The 13,812-nt window shown below is 60.8% G+C and carries 10 protein-coding genes; 6 read left to right on the forward strand and 4 right to left on the reverse strand.

The window, feature by feature from the left end; all coding sequences use genetic code 11:
- Positions 1-12: 12 nt before the first annotated feature.
- The gene (locus U862_RS0125160; RefSeq protein ID WP_029977849.1) at positions 13-2,907 is read right to left on the reverse strand and encodes a ribonucleoside-diphosphate reductase subunit alpha; all 2,895 of its coding nucleotides are present in this window, start codon (positions 2,905-2,907) and stop codon (positions 13-15) included.
- An 850-nt stretch (positions 2,908-3,757) separates the two neighbouring features.
- Between U862_RS0125160 and U862_RS0125165 the strand changes: the two genes are divergently transcribed.
- On the forward strand, positions 3,758-4,480 hold the full coding sequence (locus tag U862_RS0125165; RefSeq protein WP_025112935.1) for a response regulator: 723 nt from the start codon (positions 3,758-3,760) through the stop codon (positions 4,478-4,480).
- The gene (locus U862_RS0125170) at positions 4,477-6,087 is read left to right on the forward strand and encodes an ATP-binding protein (protein ID WP_025112936.1); all 1,611 of its coding nucleotides are present in this window, start codon (positions 4,477-4,479) and stop codon (positions 6,085-6,087) included. Before U862_RS0125165 ends, U862_RS0125170 begins: the two co-directional genes overlap by 4 nt.
- Positions 6,088-6,295: 208 nt before the next feature.
- Here U862_RS0125170 and U862_RS0125175 read toward each other — a convergent pair whose 3' ends face one another.
- Together U862_RS0125175 and U862_RS0125180 are read right to left on the reverse strand one after the other, a co-directional pair.
- Positions 6,296-7,015: a 4'-phosphopantetheinyl transferase gene (locus U862_RS0125175; protein ID WP_049828054.1), complete on the reverse strand. Its 720-nt coding sequence runs from the start codon at positions 7,013-7,015 to the stop codon at positions 6,296-6,298.
- A gap of 144 nt (positions 7,016-7,159) precedes the next feature.
- On the reverse strand, positions 7,160-7,951 hold the full coding sequence (locus tag U862_RS0125180) for a dienelactone hydrolase family protein (RefSeq protein WP_025112938.1): 792 nt from the start codon (positions 7,949-7,951) through the stop codon (positions 7,160-7,162).
- Between the two features lie 143 nt (positions 7,952-8,094).
- On the opposite strand from U862_RS0125180, the gene U862_RS0125185 reads away from it, so the two are divergent.
- From U862_RS0125185 to U862_RS0125195, 3 genes are all read left to right on the forward strand, one after another.
- Positions 8,095-8,700, forward strand: a complete 606-nt coding sequence (locus U862_RS0125185) for a membrane protein (RefSeq protein ID WP_025112939.1) — start codon at positions 8,095-8,097, stop codon at positions 8,698-8,700.
- 168 nt (positions 8,701-8,868) lie between these two features.
- The gene (locus tag U862_RS0125190; protein ID WP_025112940.1) at positions 8,869-9,546 is read left to right on the forward strand and encodes a response regulator transcription factor; all 678 of its coding nucleotides are present in this window, start codon (positions 8,869-8,871) and stop codon (positions 9,544-9,546) included.
- On the forward strand, positions 9,543-10,889 hold the full coding sequence (locus U862_RS0125195) for an ATP-binding protein (protein WP_025112941.1): 1,347 nt from the start codon (positions 9,543-9,545) through the stop codon (positions 10,887-10,889). Before U862_RS0125190 ends, U862_RS0125195 begins: the two co-directional genes overlap by 4 nt.
- Before the next feature lie 120 nt (positions 10,890-11,009).
- Here U862_RS0125195 and U862_RS0125200 read toward each other — a convergent pair whose 3' ends face one another.
- The gene (locus U862_RS0125200) at positions 11,010-12,008 is read right to left on the reverse strand and encodes an AraC family transcriptional regulator (protein WP_025112942.1); all 999 of its coding nucleotides are present in this window, start codon (positions 12,006-12,008) and stop codon (positions 11,010-11,012) included.
- A 350-nt stretch (positions 12,009-12,358) separates the two neighbouring features.
- Between U862_RS0125200 and U862_RS0125205 the strand changes: the two genes are divergently transcribed.
- Positions 12,359-13,693, forward strand: a complete 1,335-nt coding sequence (locus tag U862_RS0125205) for a dicarboxylate/amino acid:cation symporter (RefSeq protein WP_025112943.1) — start codon at positions 12,359-12,361, stop codon at positions 13,691-13,693.
- Positions 13,694-13,812: the final 119 nt, after the last annotated feature.

Raw genomic sequence — 13,812 nt, forward strand, 5'->3', positions numbered from 1 at the left:
ATTCAGCTCAGCTTATTGGCAAGCTTCGCAATCCGGCTCGTCGATCGCGCAAGCCTTTGGCACTGGCGCCGGACCGGCAGGCGCTGCCAGAACCGAATCGTCGCCGTGGTTGCCGCCGCTGGAAACAGCGTTCAGCTTGCCGGTGTTGATGGTCGATTTCTCGGTGCTGGTCGCGGCCAGGGCACGGAGGTAGTAAGTGGTTTTCAGGCCACGGTACCAGGCCATGCGGTAGGTCACGTCGAGCTTCTTGCCCGATGCGCCGGCGATGTACAGGTTCAGCGACTGGGCCTGGTCGATCCACTTCTGACGGCGGCTGGCGGCGTCAACGATCCACTTGGTGTCCACTTCGAACGCGGTCGCGTAGAGCTCTTTGAGTTCTTGCGGGATGCGCTCGATCTGTTGAACCGAACCGTCGTAGTACTTCAGGTCGTTGATCATGACCGAGTCCCACAGGCCGCGAGCCTTGAGGTCGCGAACCAGGTACGGGTTGATCACGGTGAATTCGCCCGACAGGTTCGATTTCACATACAGGTTCTGGTAGGTCGGTTCGATCGACTGCGAGACGCCAGTGATGTTGGCGATGGTGGCGGTCGGAGCGATGGCCATGATGTTGGAGTTACGAATGCCTTTCTGTACACGGGCGCGAACCGGTGCCCAGTCCAGGGTTTCGTTCAGGTCAACGTCGATGTACTTCTGGCCACGAGCCTCGATCAGGATCTGTTGCGAATCCAGCGGCAGAATGCCTTTGGACCACAGCGAGCCTTTGAATGTCTCGTACGCGCCGCGCTCGTCAGCCAGGTCGCAGGAAGCCTGGATCGCATAGTAGCTGACCGCTTCCATCGACTTGTCGGCGAACTCGACGGCAGCGTCGGAACCGTAAGGAATGTGCTGCAGGTACAAGGCGTCCTGGAAGCCCATGATGCCCAGACCGACCGGACGGTGCTTGAAGTTGGAGTTCTTCGCTTGCGGCACCGAGTAGTAGTTGATGTCGATCACGTTATCGAGCATGCGCACGGCGGTGTTCACGGTGCGTTGCAGCTTGGCGGTGTCCAGCTTGCCGTCGACGATGTGGTTCGGCAGGTTGATCGAGCCCAGGTTGCAAACGGCGATCTCGTCCTTGTTGGTGTTCAAGGTGATCTCGGTGCACAGGTTCGAGCTGTGAACCACGCCGACGTGCTGCTGCGGGCTGCGCAGGTTGCACGGGTCTTTGAAAGTCAGCCATGGGTGGCCGGTTTCAAACAGCATGGAGAGCATTTTGCGCCACAGGTCTTTGGCCTGGATGGTCTTGAACAGCTTGACCTTGCCCGGGTATTCGGTCAGGGCTTCGTAGTACTCGTAGCGCTCTTCGAAGGCTTTACCGGTCAGGTCGTGCAGGTCCGGTACTTCGGATGGCGAGAACAGGGTCCACTTGCCGTCATCGAAGACGCGCTTCATGAACAGGTCAGGGATCCAGTTGGCGGTGTTCATGTCGTGGGTACGACGACGATCATCACCGGTGTTCTTGCGCAGCTCGATGAACTCTTCGATGTCCATGTGCCAGGTTTCCAGATAGGCACACACAGCGCCCTTGCGCTTGCCACCCTGGTTAACGGCTACAGCGGTGTCGTTCACTACTTTGAGGAACGGAACCACGCCTTGGGATTTGCCGTTGGTGCCCTTGATGTACGAGCCCAGAGCACGCACAGGCGTCCAGTCGTTGCCCAGGCCGCCAGCGAATTTGGACAACATGGCGTTGTCGTGGATCGCGTGGTAGATGCCCGACAGGTCATCCGGAACGGTGGTCAGGTAGCAGCTCGACAGTTGTGGACGCAGGGTGCCGGCGTTGAACAGGGTCGGAGTCGACGCCATGTAGTCGAAGGACGACAACAGGTTGTAGAACTCGATCGCACGCTCTTCCTTGTTCTTCTCTTCGATCGCCAGGCCCATGGCCACGCGCATGAAGAAGATCTGCGGCAGTTCGAAACGCACGCCATCCTTGTGGATGAAGTAACGGTCGTACAGGGTTTGCAGGCCCAGGTAGGTGAATTGCTGATCGCGCTCGTGGTTGATCGCCTTGCCCAGTTTTTCCAGGTCAAAGGTGGCCAGCACAGGGTTCAGCAGTTCGAACTCGATACCTTTGGCGACGTAGGCCGGCAGTGCCTTGGCGTACAGGTCGGCCATTTCGTGGTGAGTGGCGCTTTCGGCCACTTCGAGGAAGCCCAGGCCTTCGGCGCGCAGGGTGTCCATCAGCAGGCGGGCGGTGACGAACGAGTAGTTCGGCTCACGTTCAACCAGAGTGCGAGCGGTCATCACCAGCGCGGTGTTGACGTCGGTCAGGGCCACGCCGTCGTACAGGTTTTTCAGGGTTTCGCGCTGGATCAGGTCGCCGTCGACTTCAGCCAGGCCTTCGCAGGCTTCGGTGACGATGGTGTTCAGGCGGCCCATGTCCAGCGGCGCGAGGCTGCCGTCGGCACGGGTGATGCGGATCGACGGGTGCGCGTTGACTGCTTCTTCGACCGGGGCGTGGGCAGCACGTTCTTTCGAACGACCGTCGCGGTAGATCACGTAGTCGCGGGCAACTTTCTGCTCGCCGGCACGCATCAGGGCCAGTTCGACCTGGTCCTGGATTTCTTCGATGTGGATGGTGCCGCCCGAAGGCATGCGACGCTTGAAGGTCGCGGTGACTTGTTCGGTCAGGCGGGCAACGGTGTCGTGGATTCGCGACGAAGCGGCAGCAGTGCCGCCCTCAACTGCGAGAAACGCTTTGGTGATAGCGACGGTGATCTTGTCATCGGTGTAAGGAACGACAGTGCCATTACGCTTGATCACGCGCAGTTGACCAGGCGCGGTGGCGGCCAGATCCGAATTCGAATCGGCGGCCTGCGGCAAGGTGCCCTGCGGGTTCTCGCGAGTTGTGTCGGTTTGCATGGGTGTCTCCACGTTCTCTATGTTTGTTTGGGCACCATCAAGGTGCCCACCGTTCCGTCCTGAAGCACTACAACCGGCACGCGCCGGGCATAACGACTTCGGGACAGTTCAGGAAGGGGGCCTTGTGGGCGCCGCTTCCATGCCGAAGTCTTCGGTTCGCGCGATACGCGTGAAACCGCATTCCTTTCGGGGGCAGGTTCGTCACTGCAACACCCGTACCGTTATCGTCGTGGTCGACTGAAAAACGGTAGCCATCCGCAGGCGCGGTTTGGGCTTCTGAAAATACGTTTGGTTCAACCCGACAATGGCAATAAAAAGCCTTGAATTCACTGTCCGGTTTGTGTTTGGTTTTTTAGGGTCAAACCCTACATGTAGGGTTTTTTTACGCCCGGGCTACAAGATAATGCGTTTTGGTGGGGGATTGCAACGTACTACCTGTGGATAAACCTGTGCGTAAATTGTGTGTGAAACGGGGAATTGGCGTGTAGGCCGCGAACCTGCTGAGCTAGACCGTTTGTCACTGTTTTTCACTCGGGAAAAACGCTTCAGCGGATTTTTAAGGGCGCGAACCCTACCACAAAAAACCGCCTTGTCCGAACGCATTTGGCGACTTGTGTTCTGGCTGTACGCCGTTTATACAATCGAGCGGTGTCTCGCCATTCTTATCCTCCCAAAAGATGACAAAAAGACGGGAGGATTGTGGGAGCGGGCTTGCTCGCGAATGCGTTGTGTCAGGCAGCATCGATGTTGAACATGCCGCCGTCTTCGCGAGCAAGACCGCTCCCACACGGGAATCGAGTCAGGCCGAGCGTTCTTCCTTATTAATAAAAACAGCAAGCAGAGGTCACCGGTGGAGCAAGAAGCGTGGCAGGTATTGATAGTCGAGGACGACCAGCGTCTGGCCGAACTCACCCGCGAATACCTGCAAGCCAATGGATTGCGCGTGGAGATCGAGGGCAACGGCGCGCTGGCGGCGGCGCGGATCATCAAGGAACAGCCGGACCTGGTGATCCTCGACCTGATGCTGCCCGGTGAAGACGGTCTGAGTATTTGCCGCAGGGTCCGCGACCGTTACGACGGGCCCATCCTGATGCTCACCGCACGCACTGACGATGCCGACCAGATCCAGGGGCTGGACCTCGGCGCCGACGATTACGTGTGCAAACCGGTGCGTCCACGGCTGCTGTTGGCGCGGATTCAGGCCTTGCTGCGACGCAGTGACACAGCCGAACCCCTTGCGGAAAAAAGCCGTCGTCTGCAGTTCGGCCCGCTGGTGGTGGACAACGCCTTGCGCGAAGCCTGGCTCAGCGACAGCGGTATCGAACTGACCAGCGCCGAGTTCGACCTGCTCTGGCTGCTGGTATCGAATGCCGGGCGGATCCTGTCTCGCGAAGAGATCTTCACCGCGTTGCGCGGCATTGGCTACGACGGCCAGGACCGTTCGATCGATGTACGCATCTCGCGGATCCGCCCGAAAATCGGCGACGACCCCGACCACCCGCGACTGATCAAGACCATCCGCAGCAAAGGCTACCTGTTCGTTCCTGAAGCCTGCGTGGATCTTGCCCTTTGAACTCGATCTTCCTGCGCATCTACGGCGGCATGTGCGCGGCGCTGATTCTGGTGGCGGTGCTCGGTGTGCTGGCGCTGCACCTGCTCAATCAGGTGCGCAGCGAGCAGTACCGCGAGCGCCTGGCCCACGGCACGTTCTCGCTGATGGCCGACAATCTGCAACCGATGAACGAAACCGAACGTCATCGGGCGCTGCTGGTGTGGGAGCGTCTGCTGGGGATTCCACTGGCACTGAAGACGTTTTCCGAGACCGGTCTCGATCTGTCCCAGCGCACCCGTGTGCAGCGCGGCCAGGCACTGGTGGAGCAGACCGGTCCGCACGCGGCGCGGGTCTATCGGCTGGTCAGCGATAAAGAACAATTGGTGCTCACCGGTGACGTGCAGCAGATCAGCGAGCAATTGGCGCGGGCGACTATTTACCTGCTGGCCGATGAGCTGGTGCGCGTGCCGGTCGGCGAACAGCCCAGGCGGCTGGCGCAGTTAAAGGAAGAGAAGGGTTTCGGTTTCGACCTGCGCCTGGTCACGGTGGACGAGGCCGACATGGACGAAGACCAGAGCCGTCGGGTGTCCGAGGGCGATACGGTGATGGCGCTGGGCAAGGGGGGGGACTCGATCCGGGTGTTTGCCGGCATGGTCGGTACACCGTGGGTGCTGGAGATCGGCCCGCTGTATCAGATGAATCCCTACCCGCCGCAATGGCTGGTACTGATCGCCGCCCTCGGCCTGAGCCTGATCGGTCTGATCGTTTATCTGCTGGTGCGTCAGCTCGAACGGCGTTTGCGCGGCCTTGAAGCAGCGGCCACGCGCATTGCCAAGGGCAGCCTGGAAACCCGCGTGCCGGCCCGCGGCGCGGACTCGGTGGGGCGCCTGGCGTCAGCATTCAACGGCATGGCCGAGCACTTGCAGCAGTTGCTGGCCATCCAGCGTGAATTGGTGCGTGCGGTGTCCCATGAACTGCGTACGCCAGTGGCGCGCCTGCGTTTCGGGCTGGAGATGATCGGCTCGGCGACCACTGCGCAGGCGCTGGAAAAGTACCGTGAGGGCATGGACCACGACATCGAGGACCTCGATAAACTGGTCGACGAGATGTTGACCTACGCGCGACTGGAGCAGGGTTCCCCGGCGCTGACCTTTCAACGCATCGATCTTGATGCACTGGTCAATCAGGTGATCGAAGAGCTGGCGCCGTTGCGCGCCGAGGTCACGGTGCAGCGTGGGTTGTGTCTGTCTGCGGCGGACAACGACGGCGCCTGGGTCGAGGCCGAACCGCGCTTCCTGCATCGGGCGTTGCAGAACCTGGTGAGCAACGCGATGCGCCATGCGCGCTCGAAGGTCACGGTGAGCTATCAGGTCGGGCAGTTGCGCTGCCGGGTCGACGTCGAGGATGACGGGCCGGGTGTGCCGGAGTCGGCGTGGGAGCGTATCTTCACCCCGTTTCTGCGTCTGGATGACAGCCGCACGCGGGCGTCGGGCGGGCATGGTCTGGGGCTGTCGATTGTGCGGCGGATCATTCACTGGCATGACGGCCGGGCGCTGATCAACAAGAGCAAGAGTCTGGGTGGGGCTTGCTTCAGCTTGAGCTGGCCGAGGAATCAGGAACGCCGCTGAGCTTTGTGTGAGCAGGTCTGGCGCCTTCGCGAGCAGGCTCGCTCCCACAGGGGGGTGCATTTCAACGTGTGGGAGCAAGCTGAACTGGTCAAGTAATCCCGGACACCGATTACGCCTTCGCGAGCAGGCTCGCTCCCACAGGGGAGTGCATTTCAAAGTGTGGGAGCGGGCTTGCTCGCGAAGGGGCCCTCTCAGGCACCGCAAATCTTCAGGCAGGAATGCTCACCAGACTCAACAACTGCCCGTCCTGCACACCAAATTGCGCCTCCAGTTCGGTGCCATGGCGCCACTCACCGGACAGATCGGTCAACAGCCGCAAACGCACCTGACCCTGCTGCGTCCACTCCAGTACCTCGGCGTGCTCGAAGTAGAAGCGCTTTTGCACGATCGGATACAGCGCCTTGAACAGGCTCTCTTTCACCGAAAACGTCAGCGTCACCCACAACCCCAGAAGCTCGCGCGAACCGTCGGCCATGCGCTGCAGTTCCGCGGGGGTCAGGATCTCTCCGGCCAGGCGTTCGGCGCGGTCGCTGTCGAGCAGGTTTTCCAGGTCCATGCCCAGGCCGCGCCAGTGCTGTTTGTTGGCGACAATCGCCGCCGCGCGCCCGGTGCTGTGGGTGATCGAGCCGCAGATGTGCGCCGGCCAGACCGGCGCGCGGTCTTCGCCAATTGCCGGGATCACGCTCGAGCCTTCGAGCTGCTGCAGCGCGGCCCGGGCGCAGATCCGCCCGGCGAGAAACTCGGCCTGACGCTTGGCCACCGAGCGCTGAATGCTCGGCGGCGGCTCGATGGCGCTGCGCTGGAAATCATCGCCTAGCAGTTGTTTCGGGTCGAAACGGGTGCTTAGCAGGACTGTGTCGGGCAGCGCGTTTGGCAACGGCCAGTGGGCATCGAGGGGGGTGCAGCAGGTGGGGAGGGTGGAGTTCATGGCGGGCATTTTGCCGGTTCACAGGGGCAAGGTCGAGATCGGCGGTGCGGCTTTCGCAAACAGGCTCGCTCCCACATTGAATCTGCGCCGATCACAAATCCCTTGTGGGAGCGAGCCTGCCCGCGAAGGCCGCGCCGCAATCCATCAGCCAAAGATCTTCTGGAAGAACGCCTTCATGTCTGCCCAGGATTTTTCATCGGCGGCCTTGTTGTAACCGATATCCGGGCCACCGTGATCGCCGTGGCTCAAGCGATCGGCGTCGGGATTGGTGAAGCCGTGCTTGGCGCCGTCGAGGCTGACGAATTTGTAGTCGGCGCCGGCCTTGTCCATTTCACTCTTGAACGCGGTGACATTGTCAGCGGTGACCATGCTGTCCAGTGCGCCGTGCTCGACCAGAATCTTCGCCTTCACACTGCCGGGGGTGGCCGGGGTGGTGGTCGCCAGTGCGCCATGGAAACTGACCACGCCCGCCAGCGGCTCGCCTTGACGCGCCGCGTTGAGCACCACGCCACCGCCGAAGCAGTAGCCGATGGCTGCGATTTTATTCACGTCGGTCTGCGGCTGTTTTTTCAGCAGGTTCAGCCCGGCCTCGAAGCGCTTGCTCGACGCGGCGGCATCCTTGGTCGCAGCCTGCATGAACGCCATCGCATCTTTCGGGTGCTCGGTGTTCTTGCCTTCGCCGTACATGTCGATCGCCAGCGCGCTGTAGCCCAGTTCGGCGAGGTCGCGGGCGCGACGCTTGGCGTAATCGTTCAGGCCCCACCACTCGTGCACCACCACCACGCCCGGGCGCTGGCCCTTGATCGCGTCGTCGTAGGCGTAGTAGCCGATCAGTTTTGTGCCGTCGGCGCTCTGGTAGGGAATCTCCTGAGTCTTGATCGCAGCGTTGGCCAGACTGCTGGCAGCGAGCAGGGCAAGGGCGAGGAACAGGCGCATGGTCGGTCTCCTTGTTTGAAAAGTGGTCAGGACAGCCTAGTCGATTTGATTCAGCGCAGGTTCAGAGAGTGTTCAGGGGAGGTACAGGGGCAGGTCAGTAACCTTGCGCCATACCCAAACAGCACTGAGAAAGAGGAAACTCGATGACTCGTCTGAACAAACTGCTGCTGGCTTTCACCTTGTTGGGCTCCAGCATTGCGGCACATGCCGATGACACCACCAACTTCGCCGGCCTGACGTTCGGCCAGACCAGTGACAAGGTCAAAAAATCCCATGCGCTGAACGACAACCTCGGCCACCCGGACGCCAGTGGCGCGATCGATGGCAACAACACCTACGGCGTGCGCCTGGGGCAGCAAAATTCGCAAGGTCGCTACTACGCCACCTACGACAACGTGTCCGGTTCGCACAATGGCATTAAACTGCGCCAGGAAAACCTGCTGGGCAGCTACGATCTGTTCTACCCAGTGGGCGGCAGCACCAGACTGTTCGGGGGCGCAACGGCCGGTTTGACCAAATTGACTCAGGAGTCGCCAGGCTACAGCCGTGACAGCGACATCGGTTACGCCGTCGGCGGTCAACTCGGTGTGCTGCAGCAAGTGGCGCAAAACGTTTCGGTCGAACTCGGTTACCGTTACCTGATGAGCAACGCCAGCACTGAAATGAAAGAACGCGGCGGCAGCAAACAAGGCTCGCTGGATTTGACCAGCAGCGCCCAGACTTACCTGTCGGCCAACTACGCTTTCTAGAAAAGCGATTCGCTAGGGCAAGTGCCAGGCGAAATCAGGGTGGGAGCGGGCTTGCTCGCGAAGGTGATGGTTCAGTCGACATCTACGTTGACTGAACCACCGCTTTCGCGAGCAGGCTCGCTCCCACAGTTGTGTTGTTGGCGTTATCGATTTACCCGGGAGAGCGTTATGAAACTGTTGGTCGTCGAAGATGAAGCGCTGCTGCGCCATCACCTGCAAACCCGCCTGACGGAGAGCGGTCACGTGGTCGAGTCCGTGGCCAATGCCGAAGAGGCGTTGTACCAGACCGGCCAGTTCAACTTCGATCTGGCGGTGATCGATCTCGGCCTGCCGGGCATGGGCGGTCTGGATCTGATCCGGCAGTTGCGCTCGAGCGGCAAGACGTTTCCGATCCTGATCCTCACCGCGCGCGGCAACTGGCAGGACAAGGTCGAAGGCCTCGCCGCCGGTGCCGACGACTACGTGGTCAAGCCGTTCCAGTTCGAAGAACTCGATGCGCGACTCAACGCCTTGCTGCGCCGTTCCAGCGGTTTCACCCAGTCGACCATCGTTGCCGGCCCGTTGCTGCTGGACCTCAATCGCAAACAGGCGTCGCTGGATGAAGAACCGTTGGCACTGACGGCCTACGAATACCGCATCCTCGAATACCTGATGCGCCACCATCAGCAAGTGGTGCCCAAGGATCGCCTGATGGAGCAGCTCTACCCCGACGACGACGAGCGCGATCCGAACGTGATCGAAGTGCTGGTCGGTCGCCTGCGTCGCAAGCTGGAAGGCCCGGCCGGGTTCAAGCCGATCGACACCGTGCGCGGTCTCGGCTACCTGTTCAATGAGCGCTGCACTTGATTCGTTCGCTTCGTGTTCGCTTGATGCTCGCCGCCACCACGTTGGCGGTGTTGTTCATGCTCGGCTTGCTGCCGGCCATGCAGGGGGCGTTCAGCCTGGCGCTGCAGGATTCGATCGAGCAGCGGCTGGCCTCGGATGTCACTACGCTGATCTCCGCAGCGCGCATCGAGAACGGCCGCCTGATGATGCCGGCGCAATTGCCGGATGAGCGTTTCAATCTGACCGACAACCGTTTGCTTGGCTACATCTACGACCGCGAAGGCAAACTGGTCTGGCGGTCGAAAGGCACGCAGGAAGAGCAGATCAACTACAAGCCGCGCTACGACGGCATGGGTAACGAGTTCGCGCGGATCCGCGAAAGCAACGGTCAGGAATTCTTCGTCTACGACGTCGAGGTCAAACTGCTGGGCGGCAAAAGTGCAGCGTTCAGTATCGTTGCCCTGCAACCGGTGCGCGAATACGAAAACACCCTCGAAGGCCTGCGCGACAATCTCTACCTGGGCTTCGGCGCTGCGTTGCTGGTGCTGCTGGCGCTGTTGTGGATCGGCCTGACCTGGGGCCTCAAGGCGTTGCGCCGGCTCAGTCAGGAGCTCGACGAGATCGAAAGCGGCACCCGCGAAAGTCTCACCGAAGAGCACCCGCGCGAACTGCTGCGCCTGACCGGTTCGCTCAACCGTTTGCTGCACAGCGAGCGTCAGCAGCGCAGCCGCTACCGTGACTCACTCGATGACCTGGCGCACAGTCTGAAAACCCCGCTGGCGGTGTTGCAAGGGGTCAGTGAAGACATGGCCCAGCGTCCCGAAGATCGCGATCAGGCCTGGGTGCTGCAAACCCAGATCGAGCGCATGAGCCAGCAGATCAGCTATCAACTGCAACGGGCCAGCCTGCGCAAAAGCGGTCTGGTGCGCCATCAGGTGCGCCTGCAACCGGTGCTCAAAAGCCTGTGCGACACGCTGGACAAGGTCTACCGCGACAAGCGCGTGCGGGTGGCCTTCGATCTGCCGGATCAATGCTATGTGCCGATTGAGCAGGGCGCGCTGCTGGAGATGATGGGCAACCTGCTGGAAAACGCCTATCGCCTGTGTCTGGGCGAAGTGCGTATCAGCGTGCGCGAGACCCTGGCCGGCATCGAGTTGTGCATCGAGGACGACGGCCCCGGCGTGCCACCGAACCAGCGGGCGCGGATTCTGGAACGTGGCGAACGCCTGGATCGTCAGCACCCGGGGCAGGGGATCGGGCTGGCGGTGGTCAAGGACATCATCGAGAGTTACAACGCCAAGCTGGCGCTGGGCGATTCGCCGATGGGCGGGGCGGCGTTCAGGATTCATTTTCCTGCGGTCTAGTCGCAGGTCTTGCCGGCCTCTTCGCGAGCAGGCTCGCTTCCCACACTGGATCGGCGGTGTTCACAGCCCCTTGTGGGAGCGAGCCTGCTCGCGAAGGCGCCAGTCGGTTCATCGCGGCACTCACTGCTCCTGCGCCCGATAAGCCCCCGGTGTCAGCCCCGTCCACTTCTTGAACGCCCGATGAAACGCCGACGGCTCGGAAAAGCCCAGTTGCTCGGCAATCTGTTGCAACGACAGATCCGCCCGGCCCAAATGATAAATGGCGATATCTCGCCGCAACTGATCCTTCAACTCCTGAAAACTGGTGCCTTCCTCGCGCAAATGCCGGCGCAGGGTCTGCGGGCTGATGTGCAGGTGTGCGGCCACCGCTTCCAGGTCCGGCCAGTGCGCGCTGTCGCGGCTGAGCAAGCGGCGCAGGCGGCTGCTCAGGCTGTCGCCGTCATCCGGTCGCGACAACAGGTCGGCGGGTGAGCGTTCGAGAAAGTGTTTGAGGGTGCGTTCGTCCTGCAACAGTGGCATGTGCAGATAGCGGCTGTGGAACAGCAGACTGCTTTGCTCGGCAGAAAACACCAGCGGGCAGGGGAACAGCAGGTCGTATTCGGCTCCGTGCGCCGGTTTCGGATAGCTGAACGTGGCCTGCTCCAGACGAATCCGCTGGCCGATCAGCCAACTGCCGAGGCGATGCCAGATCACCAGCAGGCTCTCGCTGAGAAAGTGATCCGGGTCCCATAACTGCGAATCATCGAGGCTCAGCCGCACCCATTCGTCTTCGCGCTGCAGGCTCAGGCGCGGGGCCTCGGGGAATAGGCTATAAAACAATAAACCGCGTTGCAGCGCCTTCTCCAGATTGCGGCAGTGGATCAGGGCGTGGCACATCATCGCGAAGCTGCCGGGTTTGCTCGGTGCGTTGCCAAAGCCCAGGTATTCGTCATCCAGGGCCAGCCACAGGTTCTGCAACAGTTCGGTGAATTGCTCGGGGGCGATGCGTGCTCGCGGCTCATCCAGCAACTGCGGGCTGATGCCCAGCTGTTGCAGCAGCGGCAAATAATCGAACCCCGAACGGCGTGCGCCACCGAGGGCGGCACGGGCGAAATGACTGGCGATGGTACGTTCGCGCATAAGCGGCAGATCCTTCCTCAGGCGCCGGATGGTAGCCGGGGGCAGCATCGTCAACAAGGCGGATTTCCGCCAAATTGTAGGACGAGATCCGGCGAGTTGGCGGAAATCCGCCACACTGACGTCACCAGCCAGTGACAAAAAACCGCCTGCATGCCCTGATATCAAAAGGCTTGCAGGTAATTGCACCAAAGTGGCACGAGGTTTGCGATAAGAGCGACAGAAGTGTGCGTTTATCCCGTGGGTAAAGCGCCGCTCGACACAACAAATCCCTCCAGTGCAGGAGGGTTCGCAATTCAGGTTTTGCGGTCAACAGACGGATGTTGGTCGCGGGACGCTTGAGGAAGCTTGCAATGACGACTCGTCAGCCACTGTACAAATCCCTGTATTTCCAGGTGATCGTCGCGATCATCATCGGTATTGCCCTTGGTCACTACTACCCGCAGTTCGGTGTCGCGGTAAAGCCGCTGGGTGACGGGTTCATCAAACTGATCAAAATGATCATCGCCCCGATCATCTTCTGCACCGTGGTCAGCGGTATCGCTGGCATGCAAAGCATGAAGTCGGTCGGCAAGACCGGTGGTTACGCACTGCTGTACTTCGAAATCGTTTCGACCATCGCTTTGCTGGTCGGTCTGATCGTGGTCAACATCGTGCAGCCGGGCAACGGCATGCACATCGATGTCAGCACACTCGACGCTTCGAAAGTCGCCACCTATGTGGCCCAGGGTGCTGATCAGAGCGTTGTCGGCTTCCTGCTCAACGTAATCCCGACCACCATCGTCGGCGCGTTCGCCACAGGCGACATCCTGCAAGTGCTGATGTTCTCGGTGATCTTCGGTTTCGCCCTGCATCGCCTGGGTGACTATGGCCGTCCGATCCTCGACTTCATCGATCGCTTCGCCCACGTGATGTTCAACATCATCAACATGATCATGAAGCTCGCGCCAATCGGTGCCTTCGGTGCCATGGCGTTCACCATCGGTGCCTACGGTGTCGGCTCGCTGGTGCAGCTGGGTCAACTGATGGCCTGCTTCTACATCACTTGCGTGCTGTTCATCCTGATCGTGCTCGGCGCTATCGCCCGCATGCACGGCTTCAGCGTGCTGAAGATGATCCGCTACATCCGTGAAGAGCTGCTGATCGTCCTGGGTACTTCCTCGTCGGAATCGGTACTGCCACGCATGCTGATCAAGATGGAGCGTCTGGGCGCGAAGAAATCGGTAGTGGGTCTGGTGATCCCGACCGGTTACTCGTTCAACCTCGACGGCACCGCGATCTACCTGACCATGGCCGCTGTGTTCATCGCTCAGGCCACCGACACGCACATGGACATCACGCACCAGATCACGCTGCTGGTGGTGTTGCTGCTGTCCTCCAAAGGCGCCGCCGGTGTGACCGGTTCGGGCTTCATCGTGCTGGCAGCCACTCTGTCGGCGGTCGGTCACCTGCCGGTGGCGGGTCTGGCGCTGATCCTCGGTATCGACCGCTTCATGTCCGAAGCCCGTGCCCTGACCAACCTGGTCGGTAACGCCGTGGCGACCATCGTTGTCGCCAAGTGGGTCAAGGAGCTGGACACCGATGTGCTGCAATCCGAGCTGGCCTCGGGCGGTCGCGGTATCGCCGATACCCGTCCTGAAGATGATCTGGGTGTGGCTGAAGGCCCAACCCCGAGCAATGTGAAGTAAGCATCGCTTGAATAAAAAACCTGCTTCGGCAGGTTTTTTATGGCCTGCGATTTGAGCATTACGGTCACTGCCGCTGACGTATCCGGTGATTGCTGTACGTGGCTTCGCTGCCTAGGCTG

The organism is Pseudomonas sp. H1h (assembly GCF_000633255.1).
In the GTDB taxonomy this organism is placed as follows: Bacteria; Pseudomonadota; Gammaproteobacteria; order Pseudomonadales; family Pseudomonadaceae; genus Aquipseudomonas.

Excerpts from the sequence above, each read along its gene's own strand:
- U862_RS0125190 (WP_025112940.1), top strand. The coding sequence starts at position 8,869 with ATGAAACTGTTGGTCGTCGAAGATGAAGCGCTGCTGCGCCATCACCTG.
- U862_RS0125180 (WP_025112938.1), bottom strand. The coding sequence starts at position 7,951 with ATGCGCCTGTTCCTCGCCCTTGCCCTGCTCGCTGCCAGCAGTCTGGCC.
- U862_RS0125175 (WP_049828054.1), bottom strand. The coding sequence starts at position 7,015 with ATGAACTCCACCCTCCCCACCTGCTGCACCCCCCTCGATGCCCACTGG.
- U862_RS0125160 (WP_029977849.1), bottom strand. The coding sequence starts at position 2,907 with ATGCAAACCGACACAACTCGCGAGAACCCGCAGGGCACCTTGCCGCAG.
- U862_RS0125185 (WP_025112939.1), top strand. The coding sequence starts at position 8,095 with ATGACTCGTCTGAACAAACTGCTGCTGGCTTTCACCTTGTTGGGCTCC.
- U862_RS0125205 (WP_025112943.1), top strand. The coding sequence starts at position 12,359 with ATGACGACTCGTCAGCCACTGTACAAATCCCTGTATTTCCAGGTGATC.
- U862_RS0125200 (WP_025112942.1), bottom strand. The coding sequence starts at position 12,008 with ATGCGCGAACGTACCATCGCCAGTCATTTCGCCCGTGCCGCCCTCGGT.